The organism is Marinobacter mangrovi, assembly GCF_016798325.1.
GTDB classification, from domain to species: Bacteria; Pseudomonadota; Gammaproteobacteria; order Pseudomonadales; family Oleiphilaceae; genus Marinobacter_A; species Marinobacter_A mangrovi.
The window spans coordinates 352,880-371,034 of the sequence record NZ_JAERVO010000001.1 but is presented as its reverse complement, the minus strand read 5'-3'; the positions used below and the strand labels follow the sequence as shown (position 1 = coordinate 371,034).

Annotated in this window: 14 protein-coding genes; 8 read left to right on the top strand and 6 right to left on the bottom strand. The window is 60.5% G+C overall.

The annotated features are described in order from the left end of the window. Positions 1-10: 10 nt before the first annotated feature. Positions 11-1,087: a 23S rRNA pseudouridine(955/2504/2580) synthase RluC gene (rluC, locus tag JL474_RS01665; protein ID WP_203140696.1), complete on the bottom strand. Its 1,077-nt coding sequence runs from the start codon at positions 1,085-1,087 to the stop codon at positions 11-13. A gap of 595 nt (positions 1,088-1,682) precedes the next feature. Here rluC and rne point away from each other — a divergent pair. After that, positions 1,683-4,901 (top strand): ribonuclease E, encoded by a 3,219-nt coding sequence (gene rne, locus JL474_RS01660; RefSeq protein ID WP_203140695.1) that lies wholly within the window; start codon positions 1,683-1,685, stop codon positions 4,899-4,901. A 189-nt stretch (positions 4,902-5,090) separates the two neighbouring features. Next, a complete protein-coding gene (locus tag JL474_RS01655; RefSeq protein WP_123633313.1) occupies positions 5,091-5,630 on the top strand; it encodes a YecA/YgfB family protein in 540 nt (179 codons plus the stop codon). Positions 5,631-5,666: 36 nt separating this feature from the next. On the opposite strand, the gene JL474_RS01650 is transcribed toward JL474_RS01655, so the two are convergent. Beyond that, a complete protein-coding gene (locus tag JL474_RS01650) occupies positions 5,667-6,533 on the bottom strand; it encodes a PHP domain-containing protein (protein ID WP_203140694.1) in 867 nt (288 codons plus the stop codon). A 79-nt stretch (positions 6,534-6,612) separates the two neighbouring features. Here JL474_RS01650 and JL474_RS01645 point away from each other — a divergent pair, with 79 nt between their 5' ends. The 3 genes from JL474_RS01645 (at position 6,613) to JL474_RS01635 (ending at position 8,281) form a co-directional block, all read left to right on the top strand. Next, a complete protein-coding gene (locus tag JL474_RS01645) occupies positions 6,613-6,912 on the top strand; it encodes a YciI family protein (protein WP_123633311.1) in 300 nt (99 codons plus the stop codon). Between the two features lie 206 nt (positions 6,913-7,118). Then, positions 7,119-7,802, top strand: a complete 684-nt coding sequence (locus JL474_RS01640; protein ID WP_328797758.1) for a TIGR04211 family SH3 domain-containing protein — start codon at positions 7,119-7,121, stop codon at positions 7,800-7,802. A gap of 176 nt (positions 7,803-7,978) precedes the next feature. Next, a complete protein-coding gene (locus JL474_RS01635) occupies positions 7,979-8,281 on the top strand; it encodes a PilZ domain-containing protein (RefSeq protein ID WP_236011960.1) in 303 nt (100 codons plus the stop codon). Between the two features lie 78 nt (positions 8,282-8,359). On the opposite strand, the gene rraA is transcribed toward JL474_RS01635, so the two are convergent. Further along, positions 8,360-8,845, bottom strand: coding sequence for a ribonuclease E activity regulator RraA (gene rraA, locus JL474_RS01630; RefSeq protein ID WP_203140693.1), 486 nt, complete (start codon positions 8,843-8,845; stop codon positions 8,360-8,362). 88 nt (positions 8,846-8,933) lie between these two features. Further along, positions 8,934-11,306 carry a phosphoenolpyruvate synthase gene (gene ppsA, locus JL474_RS01625; RefSeq protein ID WP_203140692.1) on the bottom strand — a complete coding sequence of 791 codons (2,373 nt, stop codon included), beginning with the start codon at positions 11,304-11,306 and terminating at the stop codon, positions 8,934-8,936. A 213-nt stretch (positions 11,307-11,519) separates the two neighbouring features. Between ppsA and ppsR the strand changes: the two genes are divergently transcribed. Next, entirely contained in the window at positions 11,520-12,335 is an 816-nt protein-coding gene (ppsR, locus tag JL474_RS01620; protein ID WP_123633307.1) for a posphoenolpyruvate synthetase regulatory kinase/phosphorylase PpsR, read from the top strand. 72 nt (positions 12,336-12,407) lie between these two features. Here the strand turns inward: ppsR and JL474_RS01615 are convergent, their stop codons facing one another. Together JL474_RS01615 and JL474_RS01610 are read right to left on the bottom strand one after the other, a co-directional pair. Then, a complete protein-coding gene (locus JL474_RS01615) occupies positions 12,408-15,332 on the bottom strand; it encodes an insulinase family protein (protein ID WP_203140691.1) in 2,925 nt (974 codons plus the stop codon). A gap of 35 nt (positions 15,333-15,367) precedes the next feature. After that, on the bottom strand, positions 15,368-15,817 hold the full coding sequence (locus tag JL474_RS01610; protein ID WP_123633305.1) for a methylglyoxal synthase: 450 nt from the start codon (positions 15,815-15,817) through the stop codon (positions 15,368-15,370). Positions 15,818-15,988: 171 nt separating this feature from the next. Here JL474_RS01610 and JL474_RS01605 point away from each other — a divergent pair, with 171 nt between their 5' ends. Both JL474_RS01605 and JL474_RS21595 read left to right on the top strand, forming a co-directional pair. Continuing rightward, entirely contained in the window at positions 15,989-16,579 is a 591-nt protein-coding gene (locus tag JL474_RS01605; RefSeq protein ID WP_203140690.1) for a hypothetical protein, read from the top strand. 150 nt (positions 16,580-16,729) lie between these two features. Then, positions 16,730-18,124 carry an MORN repeat-containing protein gene (locus tag JL474_RS21595; RefSeq protein WP_203140689.1) on the top strand — a complete coding sequence of 465 codons (1,395 nt, stop codon included), beginning with the start codon at positions 16,730-16,732 and terminating at the stop codon, positions 18,122-18,124. Positions 18,125-18,155 lie beyond the last annotated feature (31 nt).

The following is an 18,155-nucleotide window of genomic DNA, read 5'->3' as shown; positions in this document are numbered from 1 at the left end:
CAAATACTGTTCAACGGTGCGCCCGGCGCTCCCGAAGCCGCTCCAGCGTTTGCGCGAATACGTCCTCATAAGGCGCCTCGAAACGCATCTGGCGGCCGCCGGGCACTTCCAGTTCCAACGCATGGGCATGGAGCATCAGCCGCTGACCACCCACCGCCCGGAACGCCTTGAGACTGACATCATCCATATACTTGTCATCGCCCGCGATCGGATGACCACCAAAGGCGCAGTGAACGCGAATCTGGTGTGTCCGACCGGTAACCGGAAACGCTTCGACCAGACTGTAGCCATCAAACAGCTCCAATACGCGAAACCGTGTCAGCGCGGCCTTACCCGCTTCAGACACCCGCACCATGCGCTCTCCTGAACGCAGCTCGAACCGCTCCAGCGGCGCATCCACTTCAGTCCGGCTCGCCGACCAGTGCCCGGCCACCAGCGTATGATAAAGCTTGGTGACCCGCTTGGCGCGGATCTCGTCCTGCAGGTGACGCAGCGCCGCCCGCTTTTTGGCCACCATGATCACCCCGGACGTATCCCGATCGAGCCGGTGAACCAACTCCAGAAAGCGGGCCTCCGGCCGGGCCGCCCGCAGCGCCTCGATCAACCCAAAACTCAGACCACTGCCGCCATGCACCGCCATTCCCTGGGGCTTGTTCACCACCAGCATCTGCTCGTCTTCGTAGATAATGGCGTCCTCAACCACACGACGGACTCGCGCCCCCGGCACTGGCGTTGCCGGCTTCTCTTTGGCAACCACCGGCGGGATCCGGACCGTATCGCCGGCTGCAAGCCGGGAGTCAGGCTTCGCGCGCTTTTTGTTGATGCGCACTTCGCCTTTGCGAACGATCCGGTAGATGGCGCTCTTGGGGACACCCTTGAGCTGGGTCAGCAGAAAATTGTCCAGGCGCTGCCCGGCCCCATCCTCATCGATGGCGACCCAACGGACACCGGTCTTACGCGAAGGCTCAGCCTCCGTCTTTACGGCGGGCTTTTCCCGGTTCGGCGCCGGTTTGCGCTTTGGTGTCGTGGCTCGGCTGCCGGGCCGCGATCGGGCCGGGCCTTTTCTGTCGGGTTTCTGCCTGGGCATGGTCTGACGGTATTCCGGGGAGTGTGACGCAGGATTGACGAGCCGGCGCAATGCTGTTATGTTCCGGCCTGCTTTTATGCTCAAAATCGAGCCCTATAATAGTAAGGTAATCGATACAAGCGAGCCGGAAGTATACCGACACTACTCAAGACTTTGAAAGCCGGCGGCCAGACACAGTGCTGCTGGTCATCGGGCAGAGCAAAAAGGCACCCTTTCATCACCTGTTGATCCTACAGGGTCCGGGTTGGAGGGGGAGACATGTTCAATCCGCACGGAAAACCGGCGGGTGACATCGCGAAGAATCATTGCAATCACGCCGGGCCGGGCCGTCCAGCTTACGAATATGACGTGAGACCTTGGAGCCGGTGTGAACTTGAACTGGATAGCATGCGTCAACTGACACTGAATCGTTACGGTTTATTCCCGCAATCGTCGGATTTACAGACCGTTAGCCTTCTCGCAAGCGTGGAGCGGCCTGCCGCTACCGCCTGATTGTGTCCGGCTGCCTAACGTCAGCCGCCTGCTGCATCCTGCCTCGCCGATGAGCGCCAGAATGGCCGGTTTCCGTCGTTAACCGACAGGAAACTCGTTCTTCATGAAAAGAATGCTGATAAATGCAACTCACCCGGAAGAGTTGCGCGTTGCATTGGTAGATGGACAGCGGCTTTTTGATCTCGACATCGAAGCCAGTAACCGGGAACAGAAAAAATCCAACATCTACAAGGGCAAGATCACCCGCATCGAGCCCAGCCTTGAAGCCGCCTTTGTCGACTTCGGCGCCGAGCGCCACGGCTTCCTGCCCCTCAAGGAAATCTCCAAGGAATACTTCAAGAAGTCGCCCAAGGACATCGAGGGCAAGATCAACATCAAGGACGTCCTGAACGAAGGCCAGGAAGTCATCATCCAGGTCGACAAGGAAGAGCGTGGCAACAAGGGCGCCGCCCTCACCACCTTTATCTCCCTCGCCGGCCGCTACCTCGTCCTGATGCCGAACAACCCCCGTGCAGGCGGCATTTCCCGCCGCATTGAAGGCGAAGAGCGCTCGCAGCTCAAAGAAGCCATGAACGGCGTCGAAGTGCCACGCAACATGGGCGTGATCGTTCGTACGGCCGGCATCGGGCGTTCCAGCGAAGAACTGCAGTGGGACCTCAACTACCTGACCCAGATCTGGCAGGCGATCACCGATGCGTCCTCCAGCCGTCAGGCCCCGTTCCTGATTCACCAGGAAAGCAACGTCATCATTCGCGCGGTTCGCGACTACCTCCGCCAGGACATCGGCGAGGTGCTGATCGATTCCGAGGTGGTTTACGAAGACGTCCTGAGTTTCGTGCAGGCGGTCATGCCGTCGTTCGAGAACAAGATCAAGCTGTACAAGGACGAGATTCCGCTGTTCAGCCGCTATCAGATCGAAGGCCAGATCGAAACCGCGTTCCAGCGCGAAGTGAAACTGCCCTCCGGCGGCTCCATCGTTATCGATCCGACTGAGGCCCTGGTGTCCATCGACATCAACTCCTCTCGCGCCACCAAGGGCCACGACATCGAAGAGACGGCCCTGCAGACCAACCTGGAAGCGGCCGAAGAGATCGCTCGCCAGTTGCGCCTGCGCGACATCGGCGGCCTGATCGTCATCGACTTCATCGACATGACGCCGGCCAAGCACCAGCGTGAAGTGGAACAGAAAGTCCGCGAGGCGCTGGAACTCGATCGCGCCCGCGTCCAGGTGGGCAAGATCTCGCGCTTCGGCCTGCTGGAAATGTCCCGTCAGCGTCTGCGTCCGTCCCTGGGCGAGACCCGCAGCGAGGTCTGCCCGCGCTGTGACGGTCAGGGCACGATCCGCGGTATCGAGTCCCTCGCACTGAGCATCATGCGCCTGATCTTTGAAGAGGCGGCCAAGGACAAGACCGGCGAAGTACGCGCCATTGTGCCGGTACCGGTGGCCACCTTCCTGCTGAACGAAAAGCGCAAGCAGCTGGCCGATATCGAGGCACGGGAGGACGTGAACGTCCTGGTCGTCCCCAACCCGCACCTGGATACGCCGCACTTCGAAATCCTGCGTGTCCGCGAAGACGAAATCAGCGCGGTCGAGCGTGGCACCAGCTACCAGATTGCTGAAGAGTATAAAGAAGACGAAACTCAGGAAACCCAGGTTGCCCGCGAGCAGCCGGCGCGCGAAGAAGCCGCCGTCAAGGGTATCCGTCCGGCCGCCGCCCCGGCCCCGAAAGCCGCCGAGGCACAACCGACCAGCGAGCAGGACGAAGGTCTGTTCAAGCGCCTGTCCCGCAAGCTGTCCGCGTTCTTCAGCGACGAGCCGGTTGAGCAGACCGAAAGTCGCGACAAGAACGAGCAGCGCACCCCGTCGCAGCGTCGTGACGGCGGTGGTCGCCAGGACCGTCGTAAGGCGCGCGTGGCTCGTGACGACAATGGCAATCGCGATGACAACCGCAATGCCGGTAATCGTCGTCAGGGCGAATCCAACCGTCGCCAGAATCAGGACGACGGCGGCGGCAATCGCCGCAGCAAGGGCCGTCGCAACTCCGATCAGCAGCCGTCCAACAAAGGACAGCAGCAAAACCAGGGTGGCAACAAGTCCGGCGGAAACAACAAGCGCAAGGACAATCGTCAGGACGATAAGCGTGGTCAGAAGGATCAGGCTCCCCAGAAGGAGCAAAAGGATCAGAAAGACCAGAAGGAACAGGATCGCAGCGCCCAGGGCGGTAAGCAGCAGCAATCGTCACGGAGTGGTGACGAGAAACGCCGTCGGCCACGCCGTCCACGCAACCGCGACGGCTCACCGGTAGAGCAGGACAAGCGCCAGAGCGAAGAGCGCAAAGCCAATAAACCGCAGGCCGCGGACAAGCCAGCTGCCGACAAACCGACTCAAGCCCAACAGGGCAACGACAAGGGCGCCGAACAGCCCAAAGCCACCGATCAGGGTAAGGCACCGGAGCAACGTAAACCGGACGCCCAACCGCAAGCGGCAGAGCAGCCTAAGGCCGATGCCCCATCGAGCGCCGAGACAGCCGGTAAACCGACTGAGAGTGCGCCGAAGGCTGAAAGCAAGCCGGCCAAGCAGGACGAAAAGAGCAGCCCTGCCCCGGCGGACGCCAGCAAGCCTGAGGCAGCTCAGGACAAGAAGTCCGAACGGCCTGAAGCGAAAAAGGATCAGAGCCAGCCTGCGGCCGACAATAAAGCCGAAACCAAACCGGCTGAGACCAAGGGCGAAAAGGCTGAAGACAAGACTGATAAGCCCAAGCCGGCCGCAAAACCGGAAGCCGCCCAGGGTGACAAGCCAAACGCACCGGCCAAGCCGGCCGCCGAGAAGGCACCGGAAGCCAAGACTGAGCCGGCCGAACGGCCCGCTAAAGACGGCAACAAGCCAGCCGAATCGGTAGCCCTGAAGACTGAGCCCCAAAAGGCGCCGGAAAAGCCGAAGGCAGACGCCCCGGCTGAAAAGGCCGAAGCAAAACCGGAACCGGCCGAGAAGACCGCGCCGAAGAAGGAAGCCGCGGAAAAGGCTGAACCGGCGCAGGAGAAACCGTCCGGCGCTGATCGCTCTGACTCCGCGAAGGCTTCGCCCGAGTCTGCCGAAAAGGCAACTCAGAAGGCCCAGCCCGAACCGGAAAAAGCAGCGCCAGCCGCGTCCGGCGACAAGGGAGAACCCGCGTTAGCCCCGTCCGGCCGTGCGTACAACGATCCGCGCGAAGTCCGTAAGCGTCAGTTGGCCGCCAAGAAAGAGGCCGCCAACAAAAACAATGACGACAAGCCGGCCGCCGAAACCGCAGCCTCAGACGACAAGCCGTCTCAAGAAGGCTGAAACGGCAGCCACATGGCCAGGCGCTTCCCCATGAAGCGCCGATAACGCCGATACCAAAGCGGGCCCCGATCATCGGGGCCCGCTTTTTTGTCATCAACGACGCGCTATCATCACCCGTTAACACAATGACATACAGTCTTTCGGCGAGAGCCGCTATACTGGCGGGTGTTCCAACAGGAGTATTTCCTTATGCTGTCTCCCCAAGAAATCGAAGCGGTTGAAGACATCCTGTTTGCCGATCCCTGGGGTGACGATGCCCTGGACTTTTTCGGACTGCACGGTGTGGTCAGTGCCAGTGTTGTTGGCCCGCACGAACTGGATGCCAAGGCCATGTTCCTGATTGCAACCGGGCTGGATGAACTGCCCTCCGCCGGCGTTCCCCAGGCATTTTCCCATGCGGTCGACAAACTGAGCGCCAGCATGGCCGCTTCCCTCGACCGTGGCGAAGCCCTGGAACTGCCGGAACCGGAAGACGGCGACCCGATGAACGCGCTCGAGAACTGGTGCGCCGGCTTCGTCGACACCTTCCTGCAGCATGAGGATGAATGGCTGGAAGCCAATGAGAAAGAGACGGCCGACCTGCTGGTGCCGATGCTGGCACTTTCCGGCCTGTTTGAAGACGAGGATTTCGAGCGGGTGCGCAGCAGCGACAAGCTGAGCCAGGACATGGCGGACGCCATCCCCGACTCCCTTACGGATCTATACCTACTGTTTCACGTTCCGGCCTGAAACGCTCCTGCAGGCACTCAGACCTGCAGATCGGCGTCAGCCCACACTGACGCCGAGACGCTGCCAGATGGGCTCCAGCCCGTCAGGCAGCGCACCAGGCAATCGCCCCAGCTCACACCACGGCGCTCCCGGAAAGTGAAAATCACTGCCTTGGGATGCCAGGTAGCCTTCACGCCGGCACAGCTCGACCAGAAAACCCAGATCGCCACTGGACTGGCCAGAGGTCAGCACCTCCATTCCCAGCCCGCCACAGGCGGTAAAATCCTTCATCAGCTCCCGCAAACGGGTGGCCGTCATCTTGTACTTGCGGGGATGCGCCACGACCGCCACGCCGCCCGCATCGGTGATCCATCGGGTGACCGTCTCCAGTGACGGCCAACAGGCTTTCACGTCGCCCGGCTTGCCGGCGCCCAGATAGCGCTTGAACGCCTGCCCGCTGTCGCGCACCACCGACTCGTCAACCAGGACCCGGGCAAAATGCGGCCGCCCGGGCACGTCACCGCCGGCAGCCTCCGTGGCCTTCTCCAGAAGCTGATCGACGTTCAGGCGCCGCAGACGCTCGGTAATCTGACGCGCACGCCGCCATCGATTATCGGCCTGCTCCGCCAGCGCCGCCTGCCATCGCGGATCGTCGTTATCGAACCCGAGCCCCACGATGTGAATCGTCAGGGAGCGCCACTGACAGGAAAGTTCAATGCCGTTAATCAGGGTCATGCCGCACGCTTCGGCCGCCCGCGCCGCCTCGGCAAGGCCGCCCGTCGTATCATGATCGGTCAGCGCCAGGTGCGTCACGCCGTTGGCAGACGCCCGTTGCACCAGATCGGTTGGCGACAGAGCGCCATCGGACACGTTGCTGTGACAATGCAGGTCAATGCGGGCAGATTGTGTTGCGGATATGGTCATATGTGGCGGAACCCTTTAATGTACGTCACAGGATACGCTCACGGCCCTCCAGCGGCCAGCCGACTGACGGAGAGACTTCATGTACTACGCTATTATCAGCCAGGATGTCGAGAACAGCCTGCCGCTGCGCACCCCGGCGCGCGGCGCTCATCTGGAACGCCTGGAACAGCTGAAATCCGAAGGCCGCCTGCTGCTGGCCGGCCCTTGCCCCGCGATCGACAGCCCGGACCCGGGTGAAGCCGGCTTTACCGGCAGCGTCGTCATCGCCGAATTCGACTCGCTTGAGGCGGCTAAAACCTGGGCAGATGCCGATCCCTATGTGGCAGCGGGCGTCTACGCCAACGTGACGGTGAAACCGTTCAAGCCCGTATTGCCGTAGGCGCGCTCATTGACAGATCGTAATAACCGGGCGCTTGATCGCGGCGGGAACTATGACAGAATTCCCGGTTTGAACGGCCTCTGAAAAGTCGCCTTATACAGCGTCGGGGACGCCATGACCCGCCCACCGGTCGAAGACAAGAAGGTCTCACTCAGGACCTCCCGTACCCGGAACGCCCCAGAAAAAACAAGCAGGAACGATTCATTGTGATTCACAAGCCCTTCACATTGACGAAACTATTGGCCGCTGCCCTACTGACAGCGCTGTGCCTCCCCGCCTTCGCCCAGACCAAATACGTGGACGACGAGTTGCTGATCATGCTCCGCAGCGGCGAGGGCAATCAATTCCGCATACTCGACAGCCTCAAGTCCGGGACGCGCCTGGAAGTCCTCCAGGAGGGAGACGAGTCGGGCTACAGCAAGGTCCGCACCCAGGATGGCCAGGAAGGTTGGGTACTCACCCGTTACCTGTCCTCCCAGCCGATCGCCCGCGATCGCCTGGCGGCCGCGCAGAACAAGCTTGAACGCACGGAAGCAGCGCTCAGCGAAGCCCAGAAAAAGCTGGAAGCCCTCCAGTCCGAACGCAATCAGCTGGCTTCTTCGGAAGATTCCCTGCAGAGCCGCGCGAGTAAACTCAGCGCCGAACTGGACCGGGTGAAAGAGGTGTCCTCGAATGCCCTGAACCTGGACCGCCGCAATCGCGAATTGCAGGAGAGCAACCAGCAGCTCAAGAAGGAAGTGGAAGTCCTTACCGCCGAAAATGAGCGCCTGGAAGCCAAGAAGGAGTCGGATTTCATGCTGTTGGGCGCCGGCCTGGTTGGCCTGGGTGTACTGATCGCCATCGTCCTGCCATGGCTCAAACCCACCCGCAAAACCGACAACTGGGCGTGACACACCCGCTTTCCGGTGCACGCCCTCCCGAGGCGTGCACCACCCCACATCTTGTGCCAAACATTCATTCCATACACTAAATATCAGGTCAGAATGCCGCCTTATGACGGATCGTTCTTTGACGTGCGGCTTTTGTCATCTTATATAAGGTAAAACACGGCCGAAGAGGTAGAGGCATGGCAACGACGATGCGCGATTATTCGGAAAAACGCGATTTCCATCGGATGCAGGTGAATTCGGAAGTGATGCTCACCGACACCGATGGCAAGCAGTACAAAGGCGTGTGCAAGGATCTCAGCGGTACCGGCATGCAACTCTATATGGACACCGACATGCCTGTAGGGACCGAGCTGCAGACCCTGCTGCCATCCACCAATGAGAAGTTTCCACCTTTTGAGACGGTCATCGAGATATTACGCTGCGAGCCGGATGGCGATGGCTATTTAATGGGCGCGTCGATCAAGCAGGTCAAACGATAGCCAGCGGGACTGCCCTGTTGCGGAATCGGGTCGCCGTGCCTTCCGGAGATGGAACGGCGTCCCGGCTAGGCCTTACGATCACTCAGGCAGAGACAAGGGTTTCTCTGACACGATAATGCCATTATTGTCGGCATAAACGTACTGGCCCGGCACGAAGGTCGTACCGTGGAAGGTCACGGGCACGTTCAGGTCACCGATGCCCCGCTTTTCCGTTTTACGCGGTACGGTGTCCAGGGCCTGAACGCCCAGTTGGGTCTCACCGATCACGTCAACATCCCGGATACAGCCGTAGATGATGATGCCGGCCCAGCCATTGTCGGCCGCCTTCTCAGCCAGCATGTCGCCCAGCAGTGCCGCTCGTTTGGAACCGCCACCGTCGACCACCATCACACGGCCTTCGCCGGGCAGCCCGACCTGCTCTTTCACCACTGAGTTGTCTTCAAAGCATTTCACGGTCACCATTTCGCCGCCGAATGCCTTGATCGCACCGTAGTTGTTGAAACCGGGTTCAACGACTTTAACTTCCGGAAATTCGTCGCACAGATCAGGCGTCACGATATTCACGGTTTTCTCCTTCTGAGGACAATGGGTGTTCTGTGTCAGACAAAGAAAAGCCGGCGCATTGGCACCGGCTTTTCTGTCGTTGTGATTCTCAGTCCAGCTTCTCGTCAGCCAGGAAGAACCAGGTATCCAGTACTGAATCCGGGTTCAGGGAGACGCTGTCGATCCCCTGATCCATCAGCCACTTGGCCAGATCCGGATGGTCCGACGGCCCCTGGCCGCAGATGCCGACGTACTTGCCGGCCTTCTTGCACGCCTGGATCGCGTTGGACAGCAGTTTCTTGACCGCCTCGTTCCGCTCGTCAAACAGGTGGGCAATGATGCCGGAATCGCGGTCCAGGCCCAGTGTCAGCTGGGTCAGATCGTTGGAGCCGATGGAGAAACCGTCAAAGTACTCGAGGAATTCGTCCGCCAGTAGTGCGTTGGCCGGCAACTCGCACATCATGATGACGCGCAGGCCGTTGTCGCCACGCTTCAGGCCGTTTTCAGCGAGCAGATCCACCACCTGACGCGCTTCGCCCAGGGTGCGCACGAACGGCACCATGATTTCCACGTTGGTGAAGCCCATTTCGTCACGGACTTTCTTCAGGGCGCGGCATTCCAGCTCGAAGCAGTCGCGGAAGGTTTCGGAGATATAGCGTGACGCCCCCCGGAAGCCCAGCATCGGGTTTTCTTCGTCCGGCTCGTACAGGGTACCGCCAATCAGGTTGGCGTATTCGTTGGACTTGAAGTCCGACAGACGCACGATCACTTTCTTGTCCGCGAACGCCGCTGCCAGCGTGGAGATGCCTTCAACCAGCTTGTCCACGTAGAAATCCACCGGCGAGGTGTAACCGGAAATGCGTTTCTCGACGGTCTGCTTGATGTCGCGGGGCAAACCTTCAAAGTTAAGCAGCGCCTTGGGGTGCACGCCGATCATGCGGTTGATGATGAACTCCAGACGGGCCAGACCCACACCTTCGTTCGGCAGGGACTGGAAGTCGAAGGCGCGATCCGGGTTACCCACGTTCATCATGATCTTGAACGGAATGTCCGGCATGGATTCGACGGTGTTTTCACGCAGTTCGAAATCCAGACTGCCTTCATAGACCAGACCGGTGTCGCCTTCGGCACAGGACACGGTCACTTCCTGACCTTCCTTGAGGACGTCGGTGGCATCGCCACAACCAACGACGGCGGGAATCCCCAGCTCACGGGCAATAATTGCCGCATGACAGGTCCGACCGCCACGGTCGGTCACGATTGCGGAAGAGCGTTTCATGACCGGCTCCCAGTCCGGGTCGGTCATGTCGGTGACCAGGACGTCGCCCGGCTGGACGCGATCCATCTCCTGGATACTGGTGACGACGCGCACCGGCCCCTTACCAATTCGATGGCCAATGCTGCGCCCCTCAACGATGACGTTGCCCTGCTCTTTCAGCAGGTAACGCTCCATGACGTTGGCCGCAACACGGCTCTTCACGGTTTCCGGACGCGCCTGAACGATGTAGATGCGACCGTCGTCGCCATCCTTCGCCCATTCGATGTCCATCGGGCGTCCGTAGTGTTTTTCGATAATCACCGCCTGACGAGCCAGATTCTCCACCTCTTCGTCGGTAATACAGAAGCGGTTACGGTCGGCTTCGTCCACCTTGACGGTGTCGACCGACTTGCCGGCCTCGGCGCTGTTGCCGTAGACCATCTTGATCGCCTTGCTGCCCAGGTTGCGGCGCAGGACGGAGGGACGACCGGCTTCCAGGGTCGGCTTGTGAACGTAGAACTCGTCCGGGTTCACGGCACCCTGGACCACGGTTTCGCCCAGACCGTAGGAGGCGGTAATGAAGACCACATCCTGGAAGCCGGACTCGGTGTCCAGGCTGAACATAACGCCACTGGCCGCCGTTTCGCTGCGGACCATTTTCTGGATACCGGCAGACAGTGCGACCAGCTTGTGGTCGAAGCCATGATGAACGCGGTAGGAAATGGCACGGTCGTTAAACAGCGAAGCGAAGACTTCACGTACGGCGTGCTTGACGTGGTCCAGGCCCACGATGTTCAGGAACGTTTCCTGCTGACCGGCGAAGGAGGCGTCCGGCAAGTCTTCGGCCGTTGCAGAGGAACGAACGGCTACGGCCATGTTGGTGTTACCCGCCTGCAGCGAGGTGTACGCCTGTTCCAGCGCATCTTCCAGCGCTTTGGGGAACGGTGTGTCGGTCACCCATTGACGAATCTGGGCACCGACCCGGGCCAGTTCGTTGACATCATTGATGTCCAGGGCTTCCAGCGCTTCATCGATACGATCCTTGAGACCGTCCTTGGCGAGAAATTCACGATACGCGTGGGCTGTGGTCGCAAACCCGCCAGGGACGGTGACGCCGGCGTTGGCAAGATTGCTGATCATTTCGCCCAGAGACGAGTTCTTGCCACCGACCCGGTCAACATCCGACATACCCAGGTTTTCAAACCAGATGATGTAATCTTCCAAAGCGCATCTCCCTTAAATCTGTGAGCCCATTTGGCGGGTAGCCTATCGAATATCGGGCGTATCATACTGTAACCTGCCTTGATTACCTAGGGAACAACACGTACAGACGTCCCCGAATCGGCCCTCTGCCCGCCTGTGTCGCGCGTCGGAAGGAGGATTAAGAGAACCTTAAGTTTATGAGATGAAGTCAATAACGGAGCGAAGCAGGTCATTATGAGAAGGACGGCGTTCTTTATTTCCGACGGTACAGGCATTACAGCCGAAGCCCTTGGCAACAGTCTGTTGGCCCAATTCGAAAAGATTCATTTCGAGCGGATCACAGTACCTTATATCGACGATCTGGAGAAAGCCGCCAGCGTCGTTAAACGCATCGACAAGGCCGCGGAACTCGACGGCGCCAAGCCGCTGATCTTCGACACCATTGTCGACAGCGCCATTCGCGCCGAGGTCTCCAAGGCCGACGGCTTTATGGTCGACATTTTCGGTACGTTCCTGCAGCCGCTGGAACAGGAACTGGAAGCGTCCTCCTCCTATTCGGTGGGGCGGTCACATTCCATTTCCAATGAGACCAACTACGAGCGTCGCATCAACGCCGTGAACTTCGCGCTGGATAACGACGACGGCGCACGGACCCGCTACTACGACGAGGCTGACCTGATCCTGATCGGCGCCTCCCGCAGCGGTAAGACTCCGACGTGCCTGTACCTGGCGCTGCACTATGGCATCAAGGCGGCAAACTACCCCATCACGGAGGACGACATTCACGATCAGCGACTGCCCGCGGCCCTGCGCCCGCACCGGGAGAAGCTGTTCGGACTGACGATCGACCCCGAGCGCCTGGCCACCATCCGCAATGAGCGGCGCCCCAACTCCCGCTATTCCTCGGACAAGCAGTGCCGCTACGAGGTAGAGGAAATCGAGCTGATGTATCGCCGCGAACGCATCTCCTACCTCAACACGACGGCCTATTCGATCGAGGAAATCTCGACCCGGATCATGGTCGCCACGGGCATCGAGCGAAAGCGCTGACAGGCCGCCCTGAACACGCCTGCCAAAAAAAGAGGGTGCCGCAGCACCCTCTTTCGTTTCTCCAACCCGGAATTACAGTTCGTGGATTTCCAGGCCCGCCGCTTCCAGCGTCTCTCGCTGCTGCGGGCTGGCGATCACCGCCGCACTGGCTTTTTCCGGCACCAGCCAGTCCGTCGCGACCCGTTTTAGATCCTCGATAGTCACCGCCAGTACCCGTTCGCGGAATCGCTTCTGCTGTTCCGGCGTGCGGCCGAACAGGCGGTTCTGGAACGCGTGCTTGGCTTCGCCGGCTGGTGAGCGCGGCTTGTCCATCTGGCCGATGACACCCAGGATGGCTTCTTCCAGTGTCTGGGGATCGTGTTCAGTTTCCTGTAACCAGGACAGCGCGTTGTCGAAGTCATCCAGCGTATCCAACAGACGCGGATCCCGGTAGGAGAAGAAGCGGAAGGTGCCGTTGACGCTGTCCTGAGTCGCACCGCCGCCGTAGGCACCACCCTGCTCCCGGATAGCCCGGTGCAGGAAGCCATTCCGCAGGAAACCACCAAGGACCGTCAGTGGCGCCGCATCGGGATGATCAATGGGCACGGTGCTGTAGGCCTTGGCGCAGAAGTTCACCTGCGTCGACGTCAGCCAGGCCTGGCGCACAGTCTCGTTCACCGGCGGCACTTCCCAGCCTTCCGTCTCGATGGTCGTCGCCTTGGGCCAGGTGGTTCGGAGCGTCTCCAGCATCGGATCCAGCTGATCGTCCTCGCCCACCACCAGGAACTGGCGGGCCTGCCCCTGAATACGCTGGTGGATACCTGCCAGCTGATCGCACAGGTTCTCCAACGCCTTTTCATCGCTCAGGGAGTCGTCCAGCGCCTTGATGCCCTTGATGGCGGACAGTCCGCCCAGGCGGAAGGCCAGACGCGCACCGGGACTCAACCCCTGCGCCGCTGCGCCCATGGCCAACGCATGCCCGCTGCCGGTCACAGACTGTTCTCGGCGCGCGCGAACCTGGGCAACGGTCTCACGGATACGGGCTTTCTCGTCAAAGCGCGCGCTTTCAAAAATATCACGCAGCAGCTGGGTCAGCTTGTCACGGTTGCGGGCCAGCGCCTTGCCGCTGATCACCAGGTAGCCCGACAAATCCTGCACGTCATCGATGCGCCCCTTGGCGATGGAGAACGCCGTGACGCCACCGGATTCGGCCGACATGCGATCCTGCATCGCCAGGTAATCCAGCTCACCACAGCCCACCTCGGTCAGGCACATGGTGTACAACGGCAACAGCAGCAAATCCTCGTCACTCAGGGCCGGCAGCGGCAGCACCACCTGCTCGTAGACCAGCCCGTTGGTGCCCTGACCATACAGCGTAGCCGGGAAGTCCTCGACCTCGCGGGCTTCGGGTTCCGGCAGTTGCAGCGGCACATCCCCCAGATCGACCTTGGGCAGAATGGTATCGTCATCCTTGCGCTGCTGACGTGCCTCCAGGGCCGCCGCGCGATCCACGATGGCCTTCGCCTCGTCTTCGGACAGCCGGGCTTTGCGCTCGGCCAGCGCTTCAGCCACGGCCGCCTGCTCACGCTGGTCCATCTTGTCATCCGGACGCAGGGTCAGGGTCACCCGGTGCGGGTTATCCAGCAGCAGCCGGCGAACCAGGTTCGGCACGTAGTCCGGATCCTTGATCTTCTCCCGCAGGTTTGCCAGAACCGGTTCGAGATCGAGCAGCTCAACCGGATCACCGCCATGCACCATCGGCGAGATGGACGACATGATCAGCTGCAGACCGTAGGGGAACTGGTCACCGGTAATTTCCCGCTGATGCAGTTCCAGCTGATGCAGGATGGCCTCCAGACGATCCTGGCTGACACCCTCACGCGCCACCTGATCCAGCGTGTCCTCGACCAGTTTTTCCAGGTCAGCCGCGCGACCGGGCTCACTGCCCTCGATCCCGCACACGAAGGTCATCTCGCGGTTGGAATCCTCCAGCCCCAGCATGGGCGACGGCGCATGGCCGATATCGGTAGTTTCCAGGGCCCGCATGAGCGGCGAGGCGCTGTTCTCCAGCAGGACATTCGCCAGCAGGTGCGCTTCGAGATTTTTCTCCAGCTCGAAGCTGTGTCCCAGCAGCCAGCCCATCACGATGTGGGTCTTGTGGGACAGCTCTTCACCCTCACTGATGGCGTAGGCCTGTTCGACGCGGCTGGGCGCGTAGAAGCGCTTCTCGTCGTGGACCGGCAGCTCAACGTCGAGGTGATCGAAACGGGACAGCACCAGACTCTCAAAACGTTCGTGGTGTTCGATCGCCGGAATGTTGCCGAAGGTGGCAAAAATCGCGTTGCTCGGGTGGTAATGATGCTTGTAGAACCGCAGCAAGTCGTCGTAGCGCAGATCGGTAATATGGCTCGGCTCACCACCGCTGTTGTAGTGGTAGGTGGTGGTCGGGAACAGATGACTGGTCAGGGTCTGCCAAAGCTGGGCGGTCGGCGCACTCATGGCGCCCTTCATCTCGTTGTAGACCACGCCGCGATAAACCAGCGGCGTGGACGGATCGTCCGGCTCCTCGAATTCCAGTCGGTGACCTTCCTGGGAGAAGTCCATCTCGTCCAGCTTGGAGAAAAAGACCGAATCCAGGTAAACCGACAACAGGTTGTCGAAATCCTTGCGGTTCTTCGTCGCAAACGGGTAAGCGGTCCAGTCACTGCTGGTGAACGCGTTCATGAAGGTGTTGAGGGACCGGCGGATCATCATGAAGAACGGATCCCGCACCGGGTAACGCTCACTGCCGCACAGGGCGGTGTGTTCCAGGATGTGCGCGACACCGGTGGAATCCATCGGGAAAGTCCGCAGCGCCACGAAAAAGACGTTTTCGTCATTCTCCGAAGCCAGGTGGAGATGGGTCGCCCCGGTCTTGCGATGACGATATTCCTCCACGTCGATATGCAGCGTCTCGATCCGATGCTTCCTCACCCTTTCAAAGGCAGGGTGAACGGCTTGGTCTCTGTTCTTGGTCATTGCAGTATCCTGAATAGAATGTGTTGCGGTCGCCATCAGGCATCTGTGCCGGCGACAGTCCGGCTCTGGTATATCGAGAAATCAGGCTTGCGGCGCGTGTATTGCTTGAAACAGGGCGACGACACCATAAAATCCGCCGAACTTTCGTTGCAGGCTATCGGGATATTCCACAGGGTTGCAATCCTCAGCAACGCCTTGATGTCCGGGTCGTGCGACATGGGTTCCAGGGGGTCCCAGAAGAAAATCAGCAAGTCCACTTTCCCCTCGGCAATACGGGCGCCAATCTGCTGGTCACCACCAAGCGGGCCACTCTGTAATCGCTCCACGTCCAGGCCGGTGCGTTCGGAGACCAGCTTGCCGGTGGTGCCGGTGGTGAGTAGCTCACAGTGGGCGAGCAGGTCACGGTTGCGACCCACCCAGTCAATCAGGTCCACCTTCTTGTTATCATGCGCCACCAGCGCCACCCGACGAATACTTTCAGTCATAGCGTCTCACCCTGCGATCTATCCATGGCGCCTGACGGGCACCCACCAGTCATCTCCTGTAGGGTAACACGCACTATCGTTCATGAAGCACCTGTAAAGGAACCAGGGTGCAGTTAATGGTTGAATTAGTTACTCTCTATCAAGGCGTGACCACAGGACATCAACAAACGCATGACAGCCCCATTGACCCAGCTCCAGATCCACGAGGAAAAGGCGGAAAAGCCCCGGACGACCGCCGTCGGAACGACACCGACGCCGGAAGAGCCCCGGGCCGCCGAATCGCCCGCCACGCCGCCGGAACCCGGCAGTGCCGAACTGGCTCCGTACTGGGTCGAGCGCAAGCGCTACCTCAAGCAGCTGCGCAAGGTACCGGAACTGCGCCAGCGGTTCTGGAGCGCCCTGTTGATGTACACCCTGCGCCGGGTGCTCTGGTCATTTGGCTTCTTTCCGGTATTTATCGCGTTCTGGGTACCGCTGGTGATGGCCAGCTTCAATCCGGTGGTGATGGTGACCAATATCCTGCCGGATCTGCAGGCTTTTGTGGCCGCCAACCCGGAGATGCAGGCGAACACCACGCAGACGATCGTCGTAGCCTGGCTATCGGTGGGCTTTTTCTTCCTGATCTTCGACTTTGTCCTGACGCCCTTCCGCTCCCCCTACGAGTACGAAGCCGACGTTTACATGCGCGCCTGGGAGCAGCGCCAGCCTGAAGCTCCGGCCGCAGACGCCCCAGAGGGTGACGCGATTCCGGGCAAAGTGTGAAACGTGCGGCAAACTCGTTAACTCCCGTCACTTTCTGTTACATGGCGACCTGACGAACCGCTAGTATGGACGTTCAGGTCGCATCTCGAGCGGTGCGTCCTGCCTGTGCGCCTTCGGCACTATCCATCATGCGTCCAATCGAGGTAGTTCATGGTCGATTACAGGCCGCTGCTGTTTCTCAACGCGCTGGCACTCATGCTGCTGGTGACCGCCGGTTTCGCCTCCATCCAGCAGGATGCAGGTCATATGCCGCCGCAACTGACTGGCGAGCAATCCGAACACCAGGCACCGTCTCCTGTAAAAGCACCGGATCGGGATACCGAAACGCCCAAACCCGTTTCGGCTAACGAGAGCGTCTTTGCAGACACGTCGTCCGCCACGGATCCGGCGGCCACGACCGCTGACAGCACCGCCGAGCAGAAGCCGACGGACAGCGACGACCCCTCCGGTGAGAACACGGCGTCAGCCACACCGTTCACGATTGGTCCGGTACCGGCAACCGAAGCCGATCCATCCGCGGAATCCGATGTCCAGGCAGATACACCACTGGCGATGGCGGAACCGGCTAACCCGAAACCTCAACCGGCAGCGCCGAAGCCAACACCCAAGCCGACAACCGCCCAACTCACACTCCGCTCCAACGTGCTGGGTGACGCCGTTGAAATCAACGGCAAACCCTATGGCTCGACGCGCCTGGATCTCGAACTGGATCCTGGCGATTACCGGGTTGTCATCAGCAAGCCCGGCTACAAGCCCTGGTCCGAAACCATCCGGGTAGCAGCCGGCGATGACCTGACCCTGCGCGGCAACCTGGTGGCCTACACCCAGGTCAATTACCACGACGGTCAATGGGTCGGCGGCGTGCGCACCGGCGACGGGGCCTATGAGGGCAACGACGGCCTGCAGTATCATGGCCACTTTGTCGACGGCCAGTTCGATGGCGAAGGGGTCGCCCTCTATCCGGACGGCAGCCGTTATGAGGGTGACTGGAAAGCAGGCGAACGTGCCGGCGAAGGCACCTATCGCGCACCGGACGGCGCCACCTACACCGGTCATTTCGAGGACGACCAGTTCAACGGCCAGGGCACGCTGACCCGGGCCAATGGGGACGTCCTCACCGGCCAGTGGAGCGACGGCAAGCTCAACGGCCATGGCTCGCTGACCGGCGCGGATGGCACGCTGTACGTTGGCGGCTTCAAGGACGGCCAGTTCCACGGTGAAGGGACGCTGACCTACCCTAACGGACATCACTACGAGGGCGGCTTCTCCAATGGGGAGTTCAACGGCGAAGGCAATGAGATCTTCGCCGACGGCAAGAAATACGTCGGTCAATACATGGAAGGTGAATTCCATGGCAAAGGCACGCTGATGAACCCCAACGGCAGCGCCATCGAGGGCACGTTCCGCTACGGAGAGCCCTATGGTCAGGCCAAACTGACCACCCCGGAAGGCGAGATTTTCAGCGCCCGGACCAGCGAGCCCGGGGTCTGCTATCGAGAAAAGAGTTATCGGGCGACGCAATGTCCGCCGCTCGAAGGCTGGTAATCGGACGGGCTACGCATCACCGGCATGGACC

Coding starts and splice junctions, on each gene's coding strand:
- JL474_RS01655 (WP_123633313.1), top strand. CDS start 5,091: ATGCTGTCTCCCCAAGAAATCGAAGCGGTTGAAGACATCCTGTTTGCC.
- JL474_RS01635 (WP_236011960.1), top strand. CDS start 7,979: ATGGCAACGACGATGCGCGATTATTCGGAAAAACGCGATTTCCATCGG.
- JL474_RS01645 (WP_123633311.1), top strand. CDS start 6,613: ATGTACTACGCTATTATCAGCCAGGATGTCGAGAACAGCCTGCCGCTG.
- rne (WP_203140695.1), top strand. CDS start 1,683: ATGAAAAGAATGCTGATAAATGCAACTCACCCGGAAGAGTTGCGCGTT.
- JL474_RS01650 (WP_203140694.1), bottom strand. CDS start 6,533: ATGACCATATCCGCAACACAATCTGCCCGCATTGACCTGCATTGTCAC.
- JL474_RS01610 (WP_123633305.1), bottom strand. CDS start 15,817: ATGACTGAAAGTATTCGTCGGGTGGCGCTGGTGGCGCATGATAACAAG.
- rluC (WP_203140696.1), bottom strand. CDS start 1,087: ATGCCCAGGCAGAAACCCGACAGAAAAGGCCCGGCCCGATCGCGGCCC.
- JL474_RS01605 (WP_203140690.1), top strand. CDS start 15,989: ATGACAGCCCCATTGACCCAGCTCCAGATCCACGAGGAAAAGGCGGAA.
- JL474_RS21595 (WP_203140689.1), top strand. CDS start 16,730: ATGGTCGATTACAGGCCGCTGCTGTTTCTCAACGCGCTGGCACTCATG.
- ppsR (WP_123633307.1), top strand. CDS start 11,520: ATGAGAAGGACGGCGTTCTTTATTTCCGACGGTACAGGCATTACAGCC.
- JL474_RS01615 (WP_203140691.1), bottom strand. CDS start 15,332: ATGACCAAGAACAGAGACCAAGCCGTTCACCCTGCCTTTGAAAGGGTG.